General features: G+C 72.0%; 22 protein-coding genes and 2 pseudogenes. 19 read left to right on the top strand and 5 right to left on the bottom strand.

The features are described 5' to 3' along the window. The first annotated feature begins 120 nt into the window (after positions 1 to 120). From ACFWWR_RS17000 to kynU, 8 genes are all read left to right on the top strand, one after another. Complete coding sequence (locus ACFWWR_RS17000) at positions 121 to 1047, top strand: SRPBCC domain-containing protein (RefSeq protein WP_384303938.1); 927 nt, start codon at positions 121 to 123, stop codon at positions 1045 to 1047. Positions 1048 to 1140: 93 nt separating this feature from the next. After that, complete coding sequence (locus ACFWWR_RS17005; RefSeq protein ID WP_383878150.1) at positions 1141 to 1929, top strand: aldose 1-epimerase; 789 nt, start codon at positions 1141 to 1143, stop codon at positions 1927 to 1929. A gap of 10 nt (positions 1930 to 1939) precedes the next feature. Next, positions 1940 to 2488: an orotate phosphoribosyltransferase gene (gene pyrE, locus ACFWWR_RS17010; RefSeq protein WP_383878148.1), complete on the top strand. Its 549-nt coding sequence runs from the start codon at positions 1940 to 1942 to the stop codon at positions 2486 to 2488. 159 nt (positions 2489 to 2647) lie between these two features. Next, on the top strand, positions 2648 to 3679 hold the full coding sequence (gene fbaA / locus ACFWWR_RS17015; RefSeq protein ID WP_217242822.1) for a class II fructose-bisphosphate aldolase: 1032 nt from the start codon (positions 2648 to 2650) through the stop codon (positions 3677 to 3679). Positions 3680 to 3746: 67 nt separating this feature from the next. Beyond that, complete coding sequence (locus tag ACFWWR_RS17020; RefSeq protein WP_383878146.1) at positions 3747 to 5213, top strand: MFS transporter; 1467 nt, start codon at positions 3747 to 3749, stop codon at positions 5211 to 5213. A 121-nt stretch (positions 5214 to 5334) separates the two neighbouring features. Continuing rightward, a complete protein-coding gene (locus tag ACFWWR_RS17025) occupies positions 5335 to 5748 on the top strand; it encodes a DUF3151 domain-containing protein (protein WP_383878144.1) in 414 nt (137 codons plus the stop codon). A 152-nt stretch (positions 5749 to 5900) separates the two neighbouring features. Further along, positions 5901 to 6740 (top strand): tryptophan 2,3-dioxygenase family protein, encoded by an 840-nt coding sequence (locus tag ACFWWR_RS17030; RefSeq protein WP_384303941.1) that lies wholly within the window; start codon positions 5901 to 5903, stop codon positions 6738 to 6740. Then, complete coding sequence (kynU, locus tag ACFWWR_RS17035) at positions 6733 to 7992, top strand: kynureninase (protein WP_384303944.1); 1260 nt, start codon at positions 6733 to 6735, stop codon at positions 7990 to 7992. Before ACFWWR_RS17030 ends, kynU begins: the two co-directional genes overlap by 8 nt. A 176-nt stretch (positions 7993 to 8168) precedes the next feature. On the opposite strand, the gene ACFWWR_RS17040 is transcribed toward kynU, so the two are convergent. Next, complete coding sequence (locus tag ACFWWR_RS17040; protein WP_383871580.1) at positions 8169 to 8777, bottom strand: TetR/AcrR family transcriptional regulator; 609 nt, start codon at positions 8775 to 8777, stop codon at positions 8169 to 8171. 250 nt (positions 8778 to 9027) lie between these two features. On the opposite strand from ACFWWR_RS17040, the gene ACFWWR_RS17045 reads away from it, so the two are divergent. The 7 genes from ACFWWR_RS17045 to ACFWWR_RS17075 all read left to right on the top strand — a co-directional run bounded on the left by ACFWWR_RS17045 (position 9028) and on the right by ACFWWR_RS17075 (position 16941). After that, the gene (locus ACFWWR_RS17045) at positions 9028 to 10041 is read left to right on the top strand and encodes an alpha/beta hydrolase (RefSeq protein WP_384303947.1); all 1014 of its coding nucleotides are present in this window, start codon (positions 9028 to 9030) and stop codon (positions 10039 to 10041) included. Positions 10042 to 10482: 441 nt separating this feature from the next. Beyond that, entirely contained in the window at positions 10483 to 11466 is a 984-nt protein-coding gene (locus ACFWWR_RS17050) for an alpha/beta hydrolase (RefSeq protein ID WP_384304093.1), read from the top strand. After that, complete coding sequence (locus ACFWWR_RS17055) at positions 11459 to 12673, top strand: acyltransferase (protein WP_383871585.1); 1215 nt, start codon at positions 11459 to 11461, stop codon at positions 12671 to 12673. Before ACFWWR_RS17050 ends, ACFWWR_RS17055 begins: the two co-directional genes overlap by 8 nt. Beyond that, the gene (locus ACFWWR_RS17060) at positions 12666 to 14114 is read left to right on the top strand and encodes a sensor histidine kinase (RefSeq protein ID WP_383871588.1); all 1449 of its coding nucleotides are present in this window, start codon (positions 12666 to 12668) and stop codon (positions 14112 to 14114) included. Before ACFWWR_RS17055 ends, ACFWWR_RS17060 begins: the two co-directional genes overlap by 8 nt. Beyond that, positions 14111 to 14794 carry a response regulator gene (locus ACFWWR_RS17065; RefSeq protein WP_383871591.1) on the top strand — a complete coding sequence of 228 codons (684 nt, stop codon included), beginning with the start codon at positions 14111 to 14113 and terminating at the stop codon, positions 14792 to 14794. The genes ACFWWR_RS17060 and ACFWWR_RS17065 overlap by 4 nt, the downstream gene beginning before the upstream one ends. Positions 14795 to 14923: 129 nt before the next feature. Then, positions 14924 to 16258: a sensor histidine kinase gene (locus ACFWWR_RS17070; RefSeq protein WP_383871594.1), complete on the top strand. Its 1335-nt coding sequence runs from the start codon at positions 14924 to 14926 to the stop codon at positions 16256 to 16258. An 8-nt stretch (positions 16259 to 16266) separates the two neighbouring features. After that, positions 16267 to 16941, top strand: a complete 675-nt coding sequence (locus ACFWWR_RS17075; protein WP_383871759.1) for a response regulator — start codon at positions 16267 to 16269, stop codon at positions 16939 to 16941. Between the two features lie 25 nt (positions 16942 to 16966). On the opposite strand, the gene ACFWWR_RS17080 is transcribed toward ACFWWR_RS17075, so the two are convergent. From ACFWWR_RS17080 to ACFWWR_RS17090, 3 genes and pseudogenes are all read right to left on the bottom strand, one after another. Then, complete coding sequence (locus tag ACFWWR_RS17080; protein ID WP_383871597.1) at positions 16967 to 17278, bottom strand: hypothetical protein; 312 nt, start codon at positions 17276 to 17278, stop codon at positions 16967 to 16969. After that, on the bottom strand, positions 17275 to 17565 hold the full coding sequence (locus ACFWWR_RS17085; RefSeq protein WP_383871600.1) for a hypothetical protein: 291 nt from the start codon (positions 17563 to 17565) through the stop codon (positions 17275 to 17277). Before ACFWWR_RS17085 ends, ACFWWR_RS17080 begins: the two co-directional genes overlap by 4 nt. A 101-nt stretch (positions 17566 to 17666) precedes the next feature. After that, positions 17667 to 18079: pseudogene (locus ACFWWR_RS17090) on the bottom strand (ATP-binding protein). Between the two features lie 157 nt (positions 18080 to 18236). Here ACFWWR_RS17090 and ACFWWR_RS17095 point away from each other — a divergent pair. The 4 genes and pseudogenes from ACFWWR_RS17095 to ACFWWR_RS17110 all read left to right on the top strand — a co-directional run. Continuing rightward, positions 18237 to 18725, top strand: a pseudogene (locus ACFWWR_RS17095) (DUF5753 domain-containing protein); the annotation flags it as partial. Continuing rightward, positions 18725 to 18922 (top strand): DUF397 domain-containing protein, encoded by a 198-nt coding sequence (locus ACFWWR_RS17100; RefSeq protein WP_384303950.1) that lies wholly within the window; start codon positions 18725 to 18727, stop codon positions 18920 to 18922. The pseudogene ACFWWR_RS17095 and the gene ACFWWR_RS17100, both read left to right, overlap by 1 nt. Continuing rightward, the gene (locus ACFWWR_RS17105; protein ID WP_384303953.1) at positions 18901 to 19338 is read left to right on the top strand and encodes a VOC family protein; all 438 of its coding nucleotides are present in this window, start codon (positions 18901 to 18903) and stop codon (positions 19336 to 19338) included. The genes ACFWWR_RS17100 and ACFWWR_RS17105 overlap by 22 nt, the downstream gene beginning before the upstream one ends. A gap of 100 nt (positions 19339 to 19438) precedes the next feature. Beyond that, complete coding sequence (locus ACFWWR_RS17110) at positions 19439 to 20641, top strand: cytochrome P450 (protein ID WP_383871603.1); 1203 nt, start codon at positions 19439 to 19441, stop codon at positions 20639 to 20641. On the opposite strand, the gene ACFWWR_RS17115 is transcribed toward ACFWWR_RS17110, so the two are convergent. Further along, positions 20625 to 20849 carry a hypothetical protein gene (locus ACFWWR_RS17115; RefSeq protein WP_383871606.1) on the bottom strand — a complete coding sequence of 75 codons (225 nt, stop codon included), beginning with the start codon at positions 20847 to 20849 and terminating at the stop codon, positions 20625 to 20627. The two genes, ACFWWR_RS17110 and ACFWWR_RS17115, sit on opposite strands and share 17 nt — an antisense overlap. Between the last annotated feature and the right edge of the window lie 67 nt (positions 20850 to 20916).

Below are 20916 nucleotides of genomic sequence, written 5' to 3' on the forward strand. Positions count from 1 at the left end.
GCGGTACCGACGCGGTGGTGGGGCGGTGGTGGGCGCTTCTGAGGAGGGCCCGCATCGACGCGCGGTCACTTTCGACCAACGAGGGTGCACGACGGCGCTCACTGGGTAGTCTCGGCTGCTATGGAGCATGAGGTGTTCGTTCCGGTTCCGGTCGATCGGCTCAGGGAGGCGCTGGCCGACCCCGCGCGGGTCGCCCGGGCGGTCCCCGGGCTCCAGCAGGACGCCGGTGCCGAGCCCGTCGCGGGGCGACTGAAGGTGCGCGTCGGCAGTCACTCCGTCACCTACCGCGGCTCCGCACGCGTATCCGCACGGCCGGACGGTTCGTACGCCGTCGAGGGCGACGCCGTCGAGGCCCGCGGCACCGGCGCGGTCAAGCTCACGCTCACCCTCCGCCTGCGGGACACGGACGGCGGCTCCACGGTGACCTTCGACGGCACGGCGTCGGCGGACGGCCGCGTCACGGAACTCCCGCCGGACGCCGTGGCCTCGGCGGCCGCACGACTGCTCGACCGGTTCGCGGAGAACCTGGGTGCCGCGGCGGAGGATCCGACGGCGCCGGACGCTCCGGACACCACGGACGCGCCGGAGGGCTCGGACGCGCAGGAGGGTCCGGAAGCCAAGAACGTACAGGAGGGTCCGGACGCGCAGGAGGGTCCGGAGACGCCGGAGGGGCTGGAAGCCAAGGATGCGCCGGACGCGCCGGACGCGCCGGAGGCCCACGAGACTCCCGATGCGGCACCCGAGCCCCCCTCCGCCTTCGAGGCCGAGGCCCCACCGCCCGTCCCTCCACCCGGCCCCCCGTCCGGCGCCTCCGAGGACTTCAAGGAGCCCGCCCAGCCCCCCGCCGAGGCGGCGCACGCGCGGCGGACGATGATCGGGCGCAGCGCGGAGGAGGTCGACCACGCGCCGCCGCGCGGCCGGTACGCCCCCGTCCCCGCCCCGCAGAGCTTCGCCCCCCACCAGACGCTCCGCTGGGCGGCACCGGCGGCGGCGTTGGCGCTGGCGTCGGCGATCGTGGTGAGCAGGGCGTTGCGCAGGCGTCACTGAAGGCGCGCTCGGACTGCCCCGGGTCCTCGCAGGCACCCCGTCCTTGCGGTCCGCCCCCGACTGCCCTCTTGATCAGCCCAGTAGGGTCGTCCCGTGAGTAACGAAGACATCACGCTGACCGCGGGCGACGCGGAAGTGACCGTGCAGCCGGGCAACGGCGGCCGGGTGGGAGGGCTCCGCGTCGGCGGGGTCGAACTCCTGCGCCAGGGCGACCGTTTCGGCTGCTTCCCGATGGTTCCCTGGTGCGGCCGGATCAGGGACGGCCGGTTCCGGGACGGCGCGACCGTCCACCAGATGCCCCTCAACTCCCCGCCGCACGCCATCCACGGCACCGTGCGCGACGGTGCCTGGCGCACCGCCCGCACCACCGCCGACGAGGCGGTCATCACGTACGACCTCGTCGACCCGTGGCCCTACCCGGGCCGGGTCACCCAGGTCGTCGCCCTCACCGAGGACGCCCTGACGCTGACCATGTCCGTGGAGACGTACCACTCCTCCTTCCCGGCCCAGATCGGCTGGCACCCGTGGTTCAACCGGAACCTGGGGCAGGAGGACGTGCGGCTCGGCTTCCGGGCCGCCTGGCAGGAGGAGCGCGGCGAGGACCACCTGCCCACCGGCAACCGCCTCGACCCGAAGCCCGGCCCCTGGGACGACTGCTTCGGCATGCCCGACGGCGTGGACGTCACGCTCACCTGGCCGGGGCAGCTGGAGCTGAAGGTCACCAGTCCCGAGCAGTGGGTCGTCGTGTACGACGAGCAGGAGGCGGCCGTGTGCGTGGAGCCGCAGACCGGGCCGCCCGACGGGCTGAACTCGCTGCCTCGCCTGGTCACGCCGCTGGAGCCGCTGGAGGCCTCGACCAGCTGGGCCTGGCGCCGCCTCTAAGCTGGCTGGCATGACGGAAGTACGCGGAACGCTGCTGCAGCAGATCAAGGACAAGGCCGTGGTGCACGGCAAGGTGACCCTGTCGTCGGGTCTGGAGGCCGACTACTACGTCGACCTGCGGCGCATCACCCTCGACGGCGAGGCCGCCCCGCTGGTGGGTCAGGTGCTGCTGGACCTGACCGAAGACCTCGACTTCGACGCGGTGGGCGGGCTGACCATGGGCGCCGACCCCGTGGCCGCGTCGATGCTGCACGCGGCGGCCGCCCGCGGCAGGAAGCTGGACGCCTTCGTCGTACGGAAGGCCGCGAAGGCGCACGGGTTGCAGCGGCGCGTGGAGGGGCCGGAGATCGCGGGCCGCCGGGTGCTGGTCGTCGAGGACACGTCCACCACCGGCGGCTCCCCGCTGGCCGCCGTGGAGGCCGTGCGGGAGGCCGGCGCGGAGGTCGTCGCCGTCGCGACGATCGTCGACCGGGCGACCGGTGCGGCCGAGAAGATCGAGGAAGGTGCGGGGGTGCCGTACCGCTTCGCGTACTCGAAGGACGAGCTCGGTCTGGACTGATCCGGCCGTTGTCCGGCCGGTTATCCACAGGCTGGACACGAGGGAGGGACCATCCGGCCAAGTCTGGAAAGATGGGGCCGACGATGACGTCACCCCCAAGGTCTAGGTCAGGGCCGTAGTACGCAGAACGCCAACCCGCACATACCAAGGAGCGGACAGATGCCCATCGCAACCCCCGAGGTCTACAACGAGATGCTCGACCGGGCGAAGGCAGGCAGGTTCGCCTACCCGGCCATCAACGTGACCTCCTCCCAGACCCTGCACGCGGCCCTGCGAGGCTTCGCGGAGGCGGAGAGCGACGGCATCATCCAGATCTCGACGGGTGGCGCCGAGTTCCTGGGCGGGCAGCACAGCAAGGACATGGTGACCGGCGCGGTCGCCCTGGCCGAGTTCGCGCACATCGTCGCCAAGAAGTACGACATCACGGTCGCCCTGCACACGGACCACTGCCCGAAGGACAAGCTCGACGGGTACGTACGCCCGCTGCTCGCCGTCTCCGAGGAGCGCGTCGCGCGCGGTGAGAACCCGCTGTTCCAGTCCCACATGTGGGACGGCTCCGCGGAGACCCTGGCCGACAACCTGTCCATCGCCCAGGAGCTCCTGGAGCGCGCCCGCGCCGCCAAGATCATCCTCGAGGTCGAGATCACCCCGACCGGTGGCGAGGAGGACGGCGTCTCGCACGAGATCAACGACTCCCTGTACACGACCGTCGACGACGCGGTGCGTACCGTCGAGGCTCTCGGTCTCGGCGAGAAGGGCCGCTACCTGCTGGCCGCGTCCTTCGGCAACGTCCACGGCGTGTACAAGCCGGGCAACGTGGTCCTGCGCCCCGACCTGCTGAAGGACCTCAACGAGGGCATCGCCGCCAAGTACGGCAAGCCGGCCGGCTCCCAGCCGTTCGACTTCGTCTTCCACGGCGGTTCCGGCTCCTCCGCGGAGGAGATCGCGACCGCGCTGGAGAACGGCGTCGTCAAGATGAACATCGACACCGACACGCAGTACGCCTTCACGCGCCCGGTCGTCGACCACGTCTTCCGCAACTACGACGGCGTCCTGAAGGTCGACGGCGAGGTCGGCTCCAAGAAGACCTACGACCCGCGCACCTGGGGCAAGCTGGCCGAGGCCGGCATGGCCGCGCGCGTCGTCGAGGCCTGCGGGAACCTGCGCTCCAGCGGCACGAAGATCAAGTAGCGGCAGCGCATACGCGATTGCGGCGAGCCCGGTGCCACGGCACCGGGCTCGCTGTATACCTGGGGGCATGCCCGATGTCCGGCTGTCCTCGCCGCAAGGCAAGTGGATCCTGTTCACCACCGTGCTCGGCTCCAGCATGGCGCTGCTGGACTCGACCGTCGTCAACGTGGCCCTGCCCCGCATCGGCCGCGACCTGGACGCCGACCTCGCCGCCCTGCAGTGGACCGTCAACGCGTACATGCTGACGCTGGCCGGGCTGATCCTGCTCGGCGGGGCCCTCGGGGACCGGTTCGGGCGCCGGAAGATCTTCGTGATCGGCGTGCTCTGGTTCGCCGCCGCCTCCCTGCTCTGCGGGATCGCCCCGAACGCTGAGTTCCTCATCGCCGCCAGGGCGCTTCAAGGGGTCGGGGGCGCGCTGCTCACGCCGGGCTCCCTCGCCATCATCCAGGCCTCCTTCCATCCCGACGACCGGGGACGGGCCGTCGGTCTGTGGTCCGGGTTCGGCGGGGTCGGGGCGGCGGTCGGGCCGTTCGTGGGCGGCTGGCTGGTGGACGGGCCCGGCTGGCGGTGGGTGTTCCTGCTCAACGTGCCGCTGGCGCTGCTGTGCGCGCCGATCGCCGTACGGCACGTTCCCGAGTCGGGGGACGGCCGTGCGCACACCCGCTTCGACGTGCTGGGGGCGGTGCTCGGCGCGTTGGCGCTCGCGCTGGTGACGTTCGCGCTGATCGAGGCCCGGGCGGGTTCCGTCGTCGTCGTGCTGACTGCCGTACTCGGTGTCGCCGCCGCCGTGGTCTTCGTGGTCGTCGAGCGGCGCAGGGCCGATCCGATGATGCCGACGGACATCTTCGCCTCCCGCCAGTTCACCGCGGTCAACCTGGTCACCCTGTGCGTGTACGCGGCCTTCGGCGGGTTCTTCTTCCTCGCCGCGCTCCAGCTCCAGGTGGTCGTCGGCTACTCGGCCCTCGGCGCCGGCACGGCACTGCTGCCGACGACCGCCCTGATGCTGCTGTTCTCCGCCCGCTCGGGCGCCCTGGCCACCCGCATCGGGCCGCGTGTCCCGCTCACCGTGGGGCCGCTGCTGTGCGCCGCCGGGATGCTGCTGATGCTGCGGGTCGGGCCGGGGGCGTCGTACGTCGTGGACGTGCTGCCCGCGCTGCTGGTCCTCGGGCTGGGCATGGTGACCCTGGTCGCGCCGCTGACGGCGACGGTCCTCGGGTCCGTGGACACCGCGCGGGCCGGGCTGGCCAGCGGGATCAACAACGCGGCGGCCCGGGCGGCGGGCCTGATCGCGGTGGCGGCGCTGCCGCTGATCGCCGGGATGGGCGAGGAGGCGTACCGCTCGCCGGGCGCCTTCGACGCCGCGTTCGGACGGGCGATGACCGTGTGTGCGGGGGTGCTGGTGGTGGGGGCGGTGGTCGCCTTCGCGACGGTGCGGAAGCTTCCGCCGGACTGCCGCAGGCCGGAGTGCATCACGCACGCATCGGTGACGGCGCCGCCGCTGGAGGGACAGCGGGCGCGGAAGCGGCTGGCGTAGCGGCACGACTGCTCGCGCCATGCGTTGCTCCGCCATGCGTTGCCCTGTCGCGCGTCGCTCTGTCCCGCGTTGCTCTGTCCCGCGTCGCTCCGTCGCGCGTCGGATGGAGGAGACTTGGCCCATGTCCATTCACGAAAACCTTCTCGGGGGACCGCCCCCGACCCACCTCCCCGACGACCCGGAGCCGCGGGAGCTGCTCGCGAACGGCACCGCGCCGGCGGACGTCGCCGGGAAGTACCCGACCTCCTCGCTGGCCTGGGCCCAGCTGGCCGACGAGGCCTTCGAGCGGGGCAGCGTCGTGGAGTCGTACGCCTATGCCCGTACGGGCTACCACCGCGGCCTGGACTCGCTGCGCCGCAACGGCTGGAAGGGCCACGGCCCGGTCCCCTGGGAGCACGAGCCGAACCGCGGCTTCCTGCGCGCCCTGCACGGCCTCGCCCGCGCCGCGCAGGCGATCGGCGAGCAGGAGGAGTACGAGCGCTGCTCGCAGTTCCTGAAGGACTCCTCACCGGCGGCGGCCCAGACCCTGGGCTAGTCGTCGTCCTTCTCCCGGGCCCGTCTGATGTGATCAGGCGGGCCTTGCCATTTCGGCGGACCATCGAAGAAGATGCCCGGCGGGGACCGGGGCCCCCGTGTCGGTAACGGCAGGGGCGGACCGCTACCCGGAGTACACATCAGGAGACAGCGATGTCCCACGAGGCTCACGAATCCCAGGAGCCCGAGACTCCGCATCTCGACTTCGCAGGCACGACGCCGTACGAGGACTACGTCAAGGCGGACGTGCTCACCCACCTCCAGCACACCCTCTCCGACGATCCCGGAGAGATGGTCTTCCTGGTCACGACCCAGGTGATGGAGCTGTGGTTCACCGTCATCGTCCACGAGTGGGAGACCGCGGCACACGCCCTGCGCTCCGACGACGTGCCCACGGCCGTCGCCGCGCTGAAGCGGTCCGTACGGGAACTGGAGGCGCTGAACGCCTCCTGGAAGCCGCTCGGCCAGCTCACGCCCGCCCAGTTCAACTCGTACCGCAGTGCCCTCGGCGAGGGCTCCGGCTTCCAGTCGGCGATGTACCGCCGGATGGAGTTCCTGCTCGGCGACAAGTCCGCGTCCATGCTGGTCCCGCACCGGGGCGCGCCCCGCGTCCACGGGGAGCTGGAGAAGGCGCTGCACGAGCCGAGCCTGTACGACGAGGTGCTGCGGCTGCTGGCGCGGCGCGGGCACGCGATCCCGGCCTCGGTTCTCGACCGTGACGTGTCCCGCCGCTACGAGCCGTCGCCGGAGGTGGAGGCGGCGTGGACCGCCCTCTACTCCGGTGACGAGAGCGACGAACTCGCCCGCCTCGGCGAGGCGCTGACCGACGTGGCCGAGTTGGTCTGGCGCTGGCGCAACGACCACCTCGTCGCCACCCGGCGCGCGATGGGCTCCAAGACCGGCACCGGCGGCTCGGCCGGCGTCGCCTGGCTGGAGAAGCGCGCGCAGAAGAACGTGTTCCCCGAGCTGTGGACGGCGCGGTCTCATGTCTGACATCACCGAACTCGCCTTCAAAGCACGGGAGTTGGACGCCGGCGACGAGCTGGCAGGGGTGCGGTCCCGGTTCGTGCTCGACGATGTCGTCTACCTCGACGGGAACTCGCTCGGCGCGCTGCCGGCGGCCGTCCCCGGGCGCGTGGACGACGTCGTACGACGGCAGTGGGGCGAGCTGCGCATCCGGTCCTGGGACGAGAGCGGCTGGTGGACCGCGCCCGAGCGGATCGGCGACCGGATCGCCCCGCTGGTGGGGGCGGCGGCCGGGCAGATCGTGGTCGGCGACTCGACCAGTGTCAACGTCTTCAAGGCACTGGTGGGAGCGGTGCGACTGGCCAGGCTCGGCGACTCGGCCCGCGACGAGATCGTCGTCGACGCGACGACCTTCCCGACGGACGGGTACATGGCGGAGTCGGCCGCCCGGATGACCGGGTGCACCCTGCGCCCCGTGACGCCGGCCCAGGTGCCCGGCGTGCTGGGCGACCGCACCGCCGCCGTCCTGCTGAACCACGTCGACTACCGCACCGGACGGCTGCACGACCTGCCCGGTCTGACCGCCGCCGTGCACGCGGCGGGCGCGATCGCGGTCTGGGACCTGTGCCACAGCGCGGGCGCCCTGCCGGTCGGCCTCGACGAGCACGGCGTCGACCTGGCCGTCGGCTGCACCTACAAGTACCTGAACGGCGGCCCGGGTTCACCGGCGTACCTCTACGTCCGCCGCGAGATACAGGACCGCTTCGACTCCCCGCTGCCGGGCTGGAACTCCCACGCCGAACCTTTCGGCATGCGCTCCGACTACGAACCGGCCCCCGGAGCCCTGCGCGGCCGCGTCGGCACGCCCGACATCCTCTCCATGCTCGCCCTGGAGGCGGCCCTGGAGGTCTGGGACGGCGTCTCGATCGACACCGTCCGGGCCAAGTCACTCGCCCTGACGGACTTCTTCCTGGAGTGCGTCGCCGAGTACGTCCCACCGGGCCTGGTGGAGTCACTTACGCCGGTGGCCCACGGGGAACGCGGCAGCCAGGTGGCCCTGCGGTGCTCCCCCACTCTCGGCTTCGCTCGAGCGGGAGATACCCCCATCGCCGGTGAGGTCATGGAGCGGCTGATCGGACGGGGGGTCGTCGGGGACTTCCGGCGCCCGGACGTTCTCCGCTTCGGCTTCACCCCGCTGTACGTCGGATTCGCGGACGTGGAGCGGGCGGCGGGGGTGTTGGGGGAGACGCTGCGGGTGCGTGCGGGAAGCGACGGCTGACGGGGGCGGCGGGCGCTTGGGGGCGGGGGCTCGGGGTCGGGTTGGCGTTGGGGGTGGCGCTCGGCGCGGCGGCCGAGTTGCGGTCTGCTGTGCCGCTGTGCCGCTGTGCCGCTGTGCCGTCCTGGCGCTGTCCCTTCCCGCCGTCTCGCCGCCGTGCCGTCCCGGTGTCGGTGCGGTCAGGTCGCGGCGGTGTACACGCCGGCCTCCGCCGCCGCGACCGCCGCGTCCGCCGCGCGGTCGGCGTCGGCGGGGCCGGGGGCGACGCCGGTGGTGAGGAAGCCGTAGTAGAGGGGGGCCGAGACCGCCCGTACGACGGTCGCCGCGTCCGTGCCGGCCGGCAGCTCGCCCCGGGCTACGCCCTCCGCCACGCATGGCGCCCACTCCGCCACCCGTACCTCGTAGAAGCGCCGCAGCGCCTGGGCCGTACGGTCGTCGCACGCCGCGGCGGCGATGACCGAGCGGAACAGCGCGCCCTGCCGCGGGTCGGCGAGGGTCCGCCGGACCAGCGAGGCGTTCGCACGCAGGTCACCTCGTACGGAACCGGTGCGCGTGCGCGGCAGCGACTGCTCGGCCATGTCGGCGAGCAGGTCGGCGACCAGGCCGGTCACCGAGCCCCACCGCCGGTACACGGTCGTCTTGCCGACCTCCGCGCGCCGGGCCACGTCCGCGAGGTCGAGCCGGTCGAAGCCCTGCTCGGCCAGCACGTCCCCCGCCGCCCGCAGTACGGCCGTACGAACTCGCGCGGTACGCCCTCCGGGGCGCACGGTGCCGGGCTCGGCGGACATATCGGCCTCCTTGATCCATGTGCGGGGGCCAGGGTTGATGGGTACGCGGTCCCCGGCGCCAGCGTAACGAAACAGCAGAACCGTTTAAGCCTCACCGAGCGTGACATCCCCGGGTCCGCGCACGTCATGGGCCTGATAGCGTCCCCGCCAACGGCCGAATCTCCCAACGGGATTGCCTCCCGGTCCGCCAAATCCTCCCCCAGTGCCGAAAGCCTGGGAGGTACCCCCATCGTCGTTGAGAGGTTGGAGCATGCCGGACGACGCCGCAGCGCGCACTGCCGCAGCTGCCCGTGCCGCCGCCGAAGAGGAGTCGGCCTTCTCGCACCAGGCGGTCGACCCCGATGCCACCTCGGCGTACGGCGATCACCCCGACCAGGTGATCGACTTCTATGCCCCGCACTACGAGGTCGTGCCCGGGGTTCCGGCCCCGCTGGTCGTCGTGCTGCACGGGGGCGCGTGGCGTGCTCCGTACGACCGCCGTCACATCTCGCCGTTCGCGGACTTCCTGGCACGTCGGGGGTTCGCGGTGGCGAGCGTGGAGTATCGGCGGGGGGATGAGGGCGCCGGGGCGGAGGACGGGGCCGGGGTGGACGCCCGGGCTGGAGTGGAGGCAGGGGCAGGGGCAGGGTCTGGTTCAGGTCCAATGGCTGGAGCCGCGGACGCGGTTGGGGCTGAGGTCGGGTCCGGGGCGTCCGCGCCGGTCGCGGGGCGCTGGCCGGACACCTTCGACGACGTCGCCGCCGCGCTGGACGCGCTCCCCGCGCTCGTCCGCGAGATCCTCCCGCAGGCCGACCCGCGCCGCATGCTGGTCGTCGGCCACTCGGCGGGCGGCCATCTCGCCCTGTGGGCCGCGGCCCGCCACCTGCTGCCGGCCGACGCCCCCTGGCGAACGGACCGCCCGGTGCCGCTGCGGGGGGTGGTCGCCCTCGCTCCGATCGCGGACTTCGCGGTGGCGGAGAAGCTGGACGTGTGCGGTGGAGCGGTACGTCAACTCCTCGGCGGGCAGGACGCGTTCGCCGAGCGTCGGCCCTACGCCGACCCCGCCCTCCTGCTTCCGACGGGCATCGCGACGACGCTCGTCCAGGGCCGTACCGACGTGGTCGTCCCGCAGGCGGTCGCCGAGTCCTACGCGGACGCGGCGGCGAAGGCGGGGGAAGTGGTGGGCCTGACACTCCTGGGTGACGTCGGCCACTTCCCGTTGATCGACCCGGCGGCGGAGGCGTGTGCGGTGGTGGCGGAGGAGATCGCGCAGTTGGCGTGGTGACCCGCCCCGGAGTGGCCGACCCTGTGGGCAGTCCGGGGGAGCCCATCCCGGTGGTTGCCCACCCGGAGGTACCCGTAGTACCTGGGAGCTAGGCCGCAGGTGAGCTCCCTGGCGTGACGCGGACGACGACCACGGATCCGTAACTTCCAATCCGGACAGGCCCGACGGGCCGGCGGATGGGGAGGGCAGGCGATCGTGGGACGCGAAACGGGGGAGACCTCAAGGGCTACGACGGCACTGAGTTCGAAGCCGGCGGCAGCCGAGGCCGAGACGGCTACGGCCGCTGGGCTTGAGGCGGTTACGGCCGCTGGGGCTGAGACGGCTACGGCAGCCGAGGTCGAGGCGGTTACGGCAGCCGAGGTCGAGGCGGCCACGGCCGCTGGCGCGACCGGCAGGCGGCGCCGTGCGCAGAGATGGTGTCGGGGCCTCCTCGCCGCACTCATCACGGCCGCGGTCGTCGCTCCCCTCTCCGCCGCCGCCCGACCGCAGGTCCCCGCCCCGGCTCCGGCCACCCTCGCCCCGGTGACGGCGGCCACGCTGGACGAGACGTACGCGGCGAACCGAGCCAACGCCGAGGAGGCGTCCCGCATGGCCGCCGCCCACGGCGACCGGGAGCGCGCCGCGGCGGACCGGGCGATGGCCGACCCGTCCCGTGACTTCCTCTCCTTCGACGGCCGTGGTTCCGGCCGCGCGACGGAGGTCTTCGGCGACCTGGCCCACGCCGACCGCACAGCGGTCCTGGTCCCCGGCTCCGACACGTCACTCGAGACGTACGACCGCTTCCGCGCGACCGCGGCCCACTTGCGGCAGGAGCTCACCCGCGAGGGCGCCGGCGCCGACACCGCGGTCGTGGCCTGGCTGGGCTACGAGACGCCGGGCACCATCAGCGCGACGGTCACGACGACGAGCCGAGCCGACCAGGCGGCCCCGCGCCTGCGGGAGTTCATATCGCAGCTGCGAGGCATCGTCGGCGGGCACGCTCGGGTCTCCCTGGTCTGCCACTCCTACGGCTCGGTGGTCTGCGGCAGTGCGGCCTCCGCCGCCGCCTCCTCTGCCTCCGCCTCCTCTGCCTCCGCCTCCGCCGCCTCCTCCTCCGCGACCGCGTCCGACCTGGACGTGGACGACATCGCCCTGATCGGCAGCCCCGGCGTCGGCGTCGACTCCGCCGCCGCCCTGCACACCCGGGCCCGCGTCTGGGCGGGGCGGGGCAGTGCCGACTGGGTGCGGGAAGTGCCGCACATCAAGGCGGACCTGTTCGGCACGACCGTCGGCTTCGGCACCGACCCCGTCTCCCCCTCCTTCGGCGCCCGGGTCTTCGCCGCGGGCGACGGCGGCCACAGCGACTACTTCGCACCGGGCTCGGTCGCCCTGACCAACCTGGCCCGGATCGTCCTCGGCGAGACCTCGGAGGTCACCCATGCGTGAGACGACTGCGCACCGCGCGTGGGAGGGCATACGAAAGGGCGCCGGGCGGGTCGACGCCGTCACCCCCGCCGACCGGGACCGAGCGGTCGACGCGCTGCGCGCCCTCGCGATCCTCGGCGTGGTCCTCGGCCACTGGCTGGTGACCGCGCTGGTGGCGGACGGCGGCGGACTGCGCGCCGCGAGCCCTCTCCAGCACATGCCGTGGCTGGCACCGATCTCCTGGGTCTTCCAGACGCTGGCGGTGTTCTTCCTGGTGGGCGGCCATGTGGGGACGCGGGGCTACACCTCGGCCCGGGCCCGGGGCACGACCTACGGAGCGTGGCTGACGGCCCGTCTGTCCCGCCTGTTCAAACCGGTGGCGGCCGTCCTCACCCTGTGGACGGTGACCGCGACCGCGCTCCTCCTCACCGGCGCCGAGTTCGAAACGGTCCGCACGCTGGTCAAGCTGGCCCTGTCCCCCCTGTGGTTCCTGCTGGTCTTCGCCGCCCTGACGGCCGCGACGCCCCTCCTGCTCCGGCTCAACCCGCTCTGGCCACTGGCCGTCGTCCTTCACGTGGACCTATTGCGCTTCGGCCTGGGTGGCCCGTCCTGGCTCGGCTGGGTGAACGTGGCGGCCGGCTGGCTGGTGCCCTACACCCTGGGCGCGGCCTGGACCCGCGGCGAGTTGGACAGCCGTCGCGCGGGTTGGCTTCTGCTCACGGGCGGCGCGGCGACCACGGCATTCCTGGTCGCTTTCGCGGGCTACCCGGCGTCCATGGTCGGCGTCCCCGGCGCCGAGGTCTCCAACCTCAACCCGCCGACGCTGGCCGCCGTCACCTTCGGCCTGGCCCAGTGCGGCCTGGCTCTGCTCCTGCGCGACCGCCTGCGCCGGACCATGCGCCGTCCCCTTGTGTGGGCGGCGGTGGCCCTGGTCAACCTCTCCGCGATGACGATCTTCCTCTGGCACCAGACGGCTCTGATGGCCACCACGGCCACGGCTCTCCTGGCGGGCCACCTCCCCGGCCTCCACACAATCCCCGACGACCTGACGTGGACGGCCGCCCGCCTCATCTGGCTCCCGCTCTTCGCCCTGGCCCTGGCCATCTGCTGGACAGCCTTCCGCTCCTACGAACAGGGCCCCCGCCGAACCCACAACCGCCGGTCCCGAGTCGTCCGTTCCCACCCCCACCCCAAGGCCAGCCAAGCGAAGGCGACCCGAGATGCCTAGGGTTGACGACGTGAACGCCGAAGGGACGGCCGCCGACGGCGCCAAGCCCCCACAGGGACCACCCGCACCCGCGCCCGCTCCCTCACCCATTTCCATCCCCGTCCCCTTCCTCGGAGTCACCCCCACCCCCACCCTTTTCCCCAACCACCGCTGGCTCCGCCTGCTCACCCACCTCGCGCTCCTCTGGGCAGCCCTGGGCATCCTCCTGTCCGGCGGCAACGAGATCGGCACGGCCTACCGACTCAGCACGGCAATGGGCCTGTTCGCCGGGGCGCTCCAGGCCGCCGCCGTCATCCTGGCCATCCGCCTCCCCGGCACGGCCTGGGCCCTGTCCCTCTCCACCACGATCGTGACCGCCGCAGCGGTACGCCCCAACCTCGCGGACACCCCGCTCCCGGGCCCCAACTGGCCCTGGAGCACCCCCGCGGTCCTGGCCCAGGCCCTCGTCCTCTTCCTCCTCGCCCTGCGCCCGTCCACCCGCAGAGCGATAGGAGCCCTCGCGGCAACGGCCCTGGCGACCTTCGTCCTCCAGGGCGTCATCGGGGGACAGCGGTACTCCGGGACCGGCACGACCGCGGTCGCCGTCTTCGCCGTGGCCGTCCTCGTCGGCCTCGCCCTCCGCGGCCGTAGCGAAGCCCGCAGCCAACTCGTGGAGCAGGAGACGATGACGGCGGAGGAACGAGCCCGCCGCACCCTGCTGGAGGAGCGCAGCCGTATCGCACGCGAGTTGCACGACGTCGTCGCGCACCACATGTCGGTGATCTCCATCCAGGCCCAGGTGGCCCCGCACCTCGTGGACAACCCGTCCGAGGAACTGAAGGAGAACCTCGACGGCATCCGGGAGAACGCCCTGCAGGCGCTTGCCGAACTGCGTCGCGTCCTCGGCGTCCTGCGCTCCGAGAACCCCGAGGACCCCTACGGCCTGGGCGAGGCCGCCACCGGCTCCGCCCCGGACTCCCCGCAGCCCACGCTCGACCGTCTCGACGCCCTCATCGAGAACACCCGTGCCGCCGGGCTGGACGTCGTCACCGGCATCGAGATTCCCGAAGGAGGGCCGCCCGCCTATCCGCCGGGACTGGAGCTGTCGGCGTACCGGATCATCCAGGAGGCGCTGAGCAACGCCCTGCGGCACGCACCGGGCTCGACCGTGCGTGTCGAGATCCACCACTTCCCCCGCGGGTTGTACATAGGGGTCATCAACTCCCGTCCGCGGCACCCCGTCCCGCCCTCGCCCGGCGCCGGCCACGGCCTGCTCGGCATGCGCGAGCGCGCCGCGATGCTCGGCGGGCACGTCACCGCGACCAGGACGCTCCACGGCGGCTTCGCGATCACGGCGTTCCTCCCGAAGGACGGCGGTGGCGGGGACGATGGCCAGGTACCCACGCACGACGGCACGCTGAGCGCCCCGTCCCCACCCCCGACAGGAGAAGAGACCCCATGACGAGCGGCACCGGCGGCACCATCCGCGTACTCATCGCCGACGACCAGCAGATGGTCCGGCAGGGCTTCACCGTGCTGCTCAACACCCAGCCCGACATCGACGTGATCGGCCAGGCGGTGGACGGCCTGGACGCGATCGTCAAGGTCGCCGAACTCGCCCCGGACGTCGTCCTCATGGACATCCGCATGCCCGAGCTCGGGGGCATCGAGGCCACGCGCCGCATCACCGGTGAGCGACCGGACATCAAGGTGCTGGTGCTCACCACCTTCGACCTCGACGAGTACGTGTACGAGGCGCTCCGGGCCGGCGCCTCCGGGTTCCTGCTCAAGGACGCGTCCGCGGACAAGCTCGCCGAGGCGGTGCGGATCGTGGCGGCCGGCGACGCGCTGCTCGCGCCGGGCATCACGCGGCGGCTGATCGCCGAGTTCTCCCGACTGGACGACAGACCCCGCGCTCCCCTCAAGGAACGTGTCGGCGGTCTGACCGAACGGGAGACGGAGGTGCTCGCCCTGATCGCCCAGGGCCTGTCGAACGCGGAGATCGCCGAGCGTCTCGTCGTCGCCGAGCAGACGGTGAAGACCCACGTGGGCCGCATCCTGGTGAAGCTCGGGCTGCGGGACCGCACCCAGGCGGCGGTGTTCGCGTACGAGTCGGGCTTGGTGCGACCCTCCGGGTACTGAGCCGCGCTGGACACGTTCCGTCGGCCTCGGCGCCGCCGGCCGGCAGACCCGTAGTACCTGAGAGGGACCGCGAAGGACCCGTCTCACTGGTGACGACCGCGACCCCCGCCTCCGCCTACCGTTCTGTACGTGACCGAGACGACCCAGATCCACACGATGCCGCCGGGCGACGGGGCCAAGTCGCGCAGCCCGGAGTTCCGGCTGGCCGCGGATGCCCTGCGCGGGCTGCGGCAGGACCTGTTCCACGACGCCTTCGCCTACCGCCCGCTCCCGCGCATGCGCACGGACGGCCCGCTCACCCGGCGTCTGTCCGGCAAACCTCGGGAGTACGCGGCCTGGACGCCGCACGCGGTGATCATCGCGGCTGCCCTGCTGGCACTGCCCATCGCGACCATCGACCAGGGCCTGGCCCTGCTGCTCGGCCTGCTCGCCGTGATCCCGATCCTGCTGACCATGGTCCGGCCGGTCGGAGCGTTCTGGCTGTCCATGGTGGCCACCCCGTTCGCCCTTCCGTTCGGCGAACGGTGGGGCGAGTGGCCGTGGCTGCCCGGCAGCTTCGCCTGCCACCTGACGGTGCTGACGGTCGTGGCCGTGCGGACCAGGCCGCGCACGGCCGGGTGGATGTGGGCGCTGACCGCGGCGTACGGCATCCTCGCGGAGACACTGTTCGGCTCGGGTTACTACTCCACCAACACCGGCCCGATGCTGGTCATTTCCGCGCTCGTCCTGCTCTGCGTCTCCGTCTGGCACATACGCCGCGACGCCAAGCAGGAGGTGACCGCCCAGCAGACGGTGACCGCGCACGAGCGCTCCCGGCGCACCCTCCTGGAGGAGCGCACGACGATCGCCCGCGAACTGCACGACGTGGTCGCGCACCACATGTCGGTCGTCGCCATCCAGGCGGAGGCCGCCCCCTATCGGGTGGAGAACCCGCCGCCGGAGCTGGAGCGGGCCTTCGTCACCATCCGGGAGAACGCGGTCGCGGCCCTCACCGAACTGCGCCGGGTCCTGGGCGTCGTCCGCGCCGAGGACTACGAGGCCCCGGACGCCCCGCAGCCCAACCTCGCCGACCTGGACGCGCTGCTCGCCAACGTGCGGGACGCGGGGCTGGCCGTCGACAAGACGGTGACCGGAGCGGTGCGTGAGCTGCCGCAGGGCGTCGAGCTGTCGGCGTACCGGATCGTGCAGGAGGCACTGAGCAACACCCTGCGGCACGCGCCCGGCGCGAGCGCCCGGGTCGAGATCGGTTACGTCCTCGGCGGGCTGGGCCTGCGCATAGTCAACGCCCCGCCTCCCGCGCCGGCCCTGGTGAAGCCCTCGCCCGGCGCCGGGCACGGCATCACCGGTATGCGGGAGCGGGTCTCCATGCTGAACGGCGAGATGACGGCGGGCGCCACGGACGAAGGAGGGTACGAGGTGACGGTGTTCCTGCCGGTGCCCGTCATGAGCGAGGGCGACGCATGACGCAGGGCATGACGCAGGGCACGATCCGCGTCCTGATCGCGGACGACCAGATGATGGTGCGCGAGGGCTTCTCGGTACTGCTGAACGCGATGCCGGACATCGAGGTCGTCGGCGAGGCCGTCAACGGACGGGAAGCGGTCGACCGGGTCCGTGAACTCGCCCCTGACGTGGTCCTGATGGACATCCGCATGCCGGAGCTGAACGGCATCGAGGCGACCCGCGAGATCGTCGCCGCGGACGGCTCGGCGAAGGTCCTGGTCCTCACCACCTTCGACCTAGACGAGTACGTGTACCAGGCGCTGCGGGCAGGAGCCTCCGGCTTCCTCCTCAAGGACGCCTCGGCCCGCCAACTCGCCGACGGGGTGAGGGTGGTGGCGTCCGGCGAGGCCCTGCTCGCCCCCACCGTCACCAAGCGCCTGATCACCGAGTTCTCCAAACTCTCCGCCGCCCCCGGCCTGGCCGCCACCGCTCAGGCCGCATACGGCGACCTGACCGAACGGGAGACGGAGGTCCTGGTCCTGATCGCCCAGGGCCTGTCCAACGCGGAGATCGCGGAGCGGCTGGTGGTCGCCGAGTCGACGATCAAGACCCACGTCAGCCGGATCCTGGTGAAGCTGGGCCTGCGGGACCGCACCCAGGCGGCGGTGTTCGCGTACGAGGCACGGCTGGTCACGCCCGGCTGACGAGGAGACGGCTGTGGCCGCTGAGTCAGAACTCGGCGCCGCCGGCGAAACGTACGGGTGACACGAGCGCGATACGGATCAGGCCGGGCTCCGGAGGAGGGGCGTCGTAGACGTAGGTGACGGTGAGCGTGGGACGGACGTTCGTGCCTTCGAGGCGCGTCGTGTAGATCTTCATGCCGCCTGCGGCACCCTGTGCTCGCCGACCGAGGGTCGAGTTCTTCTCCAGTTCGGCTCGCAAAGCCTCGACGGCCTCGAGCGCCCCGCAGCCGATGGTGAGGCAGCGGGCGCGGGCCTCACTGGTGATCTCGGCTACGGTCGGCTGCTGGCCTTCGCTCACCGATCGTTTCCCCGAGCCGTGCGGATGTCGGCGACGGCCGCGGCGACGGCCGTGTCGAAGCCGGGATCCTGGCGTGCGACGACCCGGCCGCGGAACTCCTCGACGAGGCGGACGACCCCTGAGAGGTCCGCGGGGTCGGCATGGTTGATCTCACGGGCCAGCTCGGCCTCGAAGTCGTCTGCGTCGCCGGGGAAGCCGTAGCCCATGGTGAGGGCGGCACGGAGCTCCCCGATGGTGCGCATGGGGGGGAGGTGGGGCTGGCCGGGCTCTGCCGGTTGGGTGGTCATGGCGTCGGCTCCCTCTCGCAGTGTCAATCTCACGGTACCCGGACGATTCCACGACCGGCCGACGCTTCCGGGAGCGGGAACGGTGGATCTTGACAGGCGGCTCATGCCGCTGCCAGTTCGCACCACACGTACTTGCCGCGGTTTCCGTTCCTGGACTGCGGTTGCCAGCCCCACATGTCGGCACAGGCGCGGATCAGAGCGAGACCGCGGCTTCTCTGCCTCGGCCTCGGCGAGGTGCTCCAAGGGTTTCGGCGGCTCGGGCGGCTCGGGGGTCCGCGTCCCACGCGCCGATCCGCAGGACGCCGGCCGAGTACCGCACACGGAGGGCCGCAGGGCCCTTGGTGTGCCGTACGGCGTTGGAGACCAGCTCTGCGGCAAGGAGTTCGGCCGTGTCGACGAGGGTGATCAGGCCGTGCAGGGTCAGGATCAGACGGAGGGTGCGGCGGCAGACGGTGACGGCGCGGGGGTCGTTGGGGATGTAGAGGGAGTATTCCCACGGTGCGTTTTCGGGCATGCGGCAACTCCGGTTCGGGGGTGGGGTTTCGGAGGGCTGCGGGTGCTGGGCGGTGGCATTGCCGCAGCCGCCGTGGCAGGACGGAGCGGTGCGCTTCCGGTGGTCCCGGCTTTCCGCAGCGTGTGTGTCGCGTCACCGACGGTAGAGGAGAAATTCTGGGCTCCTCCAGACACCCGACTATGCCCGCGCCGTCTTCAGGTATAGGCGCCCGGAGCTGCCCGAGAGCGAGCTGGCGCCGCGCGTGGAGCACCGGATGAGGCGCCGCGCCGTCTTCGAGGGCGACACCCCGGCGCCGTACGAGACGGTGATCCACGAGATGGCCCTACGGTGCCATGTGGCCGATCGCGGGACATCGCGTTCCCAACTCCGCTTCATTCTGGACGAGATCGAAGAGGGGTACGTCGGCGTGCGAGTCGTCCCGTTTGACCAGGAAGGTTTTGCGGGTGCTGGAGCCTCGTTGGTGTACCTGGGGGGCCCGGTTCCCCAGCTGGACACCGGGCTGCGCGACTCGCCCACCGGCGTTGCGTTCTGCGATGCAGAAGCGCAGTTGAAGCACCTCCGGACGCTGTTCCATAAGGTGGCGGAGGCGTCGCTGGACCCCACAGCGTCGCGGGACTTCATCCACCGACTGGCGAAGGAACTGTGATGAACTGGCGGAAGTCGACGTACTCCGGCGGCGGCGAGGGCGACACCTGCGTAGAGATAGCCACCCTCCCCACCCGCATAGCCATCCGCGGCTCCAAGGCCCCCGCCCGCGCCACCCTCTCCTTCCCCACCCCCGCCTTCACCGCCCTCATCGACCACCTGAAGGGCCGCCCCTCATGGAACAGCGAGTCACTCTGATCACTCTCGGCGTCTCCGACCTCACCCGGTCCAAGGCCTTCTACGAAGCCCTCGGCTGGCGGGGCCAGGAGGTCGAGGAGACCGTATTCTTCCAGGCGGGGGGCTTGGGACTGGTCCTGTGGGGGCGGGACAAGCTCGCGGCGGACTGTGGGCTGGAGGCCGGGAAGGCGGACGGGTTCGGCGGCATCGTGCTGGCGCACAACGTCCGGTCCGACGCCGAGGTCGACGAACTGCTCGCCGCCGTCCAAGCCGCCGGCGGCACCATCACCAAGCCCGCCGCTGTCAACGAGATCGGCTTCTACTCCAGCGCGTTCACCGACCCGGACGGCCACGCCTGGGAGGTCGCCCACAACCCCGGCTTCCCGCTCGCGGACGACGGCACGGTCACGCTCCCCGACTTCGGCCAGGCCTCCTAGCCCGCGAATGCTGAGGAAGCAGAAACACGCTCGGTGCCGACCCGGTGGTTCGGGGCGTCCCCCCTGGTCAGATAGGGGAGCCACAGTCTAACGTCCGTGCATGGCAGCCTTCGATCCGTGGGACCCGGCGTTCCTCGCCGACCCGTATCCCGCCTATGCCGAGCTGCGTGAGCGTGGCCGCGTGCAGTACTTCGAGACCACCGGGCAGTGGCTGGTGTCGCACCATGCGGACGTGTCCGTGCTGCTGCGGGACCGGAGGCTGGGGCGGACGTATCAGCACCGGTTCACCCATGAGGACTTCGGGCGGACCGCTCCTCCCGCCGAGCACGAGCCGTTCCACACGCTCAACGACCACGGGATGCTCGACCTGGAGCCGCCGGACCACACCCGGATCCGGCGCCTGGTGTCGAAGGCGTTCACGCCGCGCACGGTGGAGCAGCTCAAGCCCTACGTGACCCAGCTCGCCGGTGAATTGGTCGACGGGCTCGTGCGGCAGGGCGGCGGCGACCTGCTCACCGATGTCGCCGAGCCGCTCCCCGTGGCCGTGATCGCCGAGATGCTGGGCATCCCGGAGTCGGACCGGGCGCCGCTCCGTCCGTGGTCGGCGGACATCTGCGGGATGTACGAGCTGAACCCGTCGGAGGACGTGGCGGCCAAAGCGGTGCGGGCGTCGGTGGAGTTCTCCGACTACCTCCTCCAGCTGATCGCCGAGCGTCGCAAGGAGCCGGGTGAGGATCTGATCTCGGGGCTGATCGCGGCGCACGACGAGGGCGACCGGCTGACCGAGCAGGAGATGATCTCGACCTGTGTGCTGCTGCTGAACGCGGGCCACGAGGCCACGGTGAACGCCACGGTCAACGGCTGGTGGGCCCTGTTCCGCAACCCGGACCAACTCGCCGCTCTGCGTGCGGACCACTCCCTGGTCCCGTCCGCCGTGGAGGAGCTGATGCGCTACGACACCCCGCTCCAGCTCTTCGAACGCTGGGTGCTCGACGACATCGAGGTCGACGGCACGACAATCCCGAGGGGTGCGGAGGTCGCGATGCTCTTCGGCTCCGCCAACCACGACCCCGAGGTGTTCCGGAATCCCGAGCAGCTCGACCTCGCCCGCCAGGACAACCCGCACATCTCCTTCAGCGCCGGCATCCACTACTGCATCGGCGCCCCGCTGGCCCGTATCGAGCTGGCGGCATCGATGACGGCCCTGCTGGAGAAGGCCCCGACGCTGGGCCTGGCGGCGGAGCCTCGGCGGAAGCCGAACTTCGTGATTCGGGGGCTGGAGGGCCTCAGCGTCGAGGTCTGAGGCGCCGGAGCAGCGCCCAGCAGCCGAGGGAGGCGGCGACGCCGCCGAGGACCATCAGCGGCAGCTCGGCGTAGAGGACACGCCAGTCGGGCGCCTGCTCGAAGCGCCGGAACCGCTCCTGGACGTCGATGGACCACACCGCGAGTCCCGCTCCACCTCCGACGGCCGCGATCAGACACCCTCCGGCGGCCTGCGCACGTTGTCCCATACCCGGCATGGACGAGCGCGGGCCGCCCGGAGGTTCCGCCCGCCGGTCAGGTTGTGATGCCCCGCCG

The sequence above is a fragment of the Streptomyces sp. NPDC058678 genome, from assembly GCF_042714835.1.
Lineage (GTDB): Bacteria > Actinomycetota > Actinomycetes > Streptomycetales > Streptomycetaceae > Streptomyces.